A 634-nucleotide genomic window follows, 5' to 3' on the forward strand; every position below is an offset into this window, starting at 1 on the left:
GGCATTCGCCCTCCCGCTTGGCCGGGCCGTGCAAATCCGCTCGCAGCAGCAGCGCCAGCGCGGCTGGAAGCTTTATTCCTTCCATGCCCCGGAGGTGGAATGCATCGGCAAAGGCAAGGCCGCCGCCTTACGAGTTCGGCGTGAAGGCCTCCATCGTCACCAACAACCGCCGGGCGCCCGGTGGCCTGTTCGTACTGCACGCCAGGTCGCTGCCCGATAATCCCTACGACGGTCATACCCTGCGGGACGCCATCGACCGCACCGAGGCGCTCACCGGCTGTCCGATCGAGCGGGCCTATGTCGACAAGGGATATCGCGGCCACGACACGCAAAATCCACGTCGCGTCTTCATTTCGGGCCAGAAGCGCGGCGTGTTCGGCGCCATCAAGCGCGAGCTCTGGCGCCGCTCCGCCATCGAGCCCATCATCGGACATCTGAAGGCCGAAGGTCACCTTGGCCGCTGCTATCTCAAAGGCCGCGCCGGCGACGCCGCTAACGTCGTGCTCTCAGCAGTCGGCCACAACTTCCGCCGTATCCTCGCCTGGCTCAGAGAACTCTTGTGCCTCTGCCTGATCCAGCTATCGCATACGCTTGCCTGTCCGCTCTCGCTCAATTCGGCTTCTTAACGGACGAC

1 pseudogene is annotated in these 634 nt (G+C 64.4%); it reads left to right on the forward strand.

Annotation, left to right across the window (positions count from 1 at the left end):
* Positions 1–626: pseudogene (locus tag GWG67_RS38755) on the forward strand (IS5/IS1182 family transposase); the annotation flags it as partial.
* Positions 627–634 lie beyond the last annotated feature (8 nt).

This window comes from Bradyrhizobium sp. CSS354 (assembly GCF_029051725.1).
GTDB lineage: Bacteria > Pseudomonadota > Alphaproteobacteria > Rhizobiales > Xanthobacteraceae > Bradyrhizobium.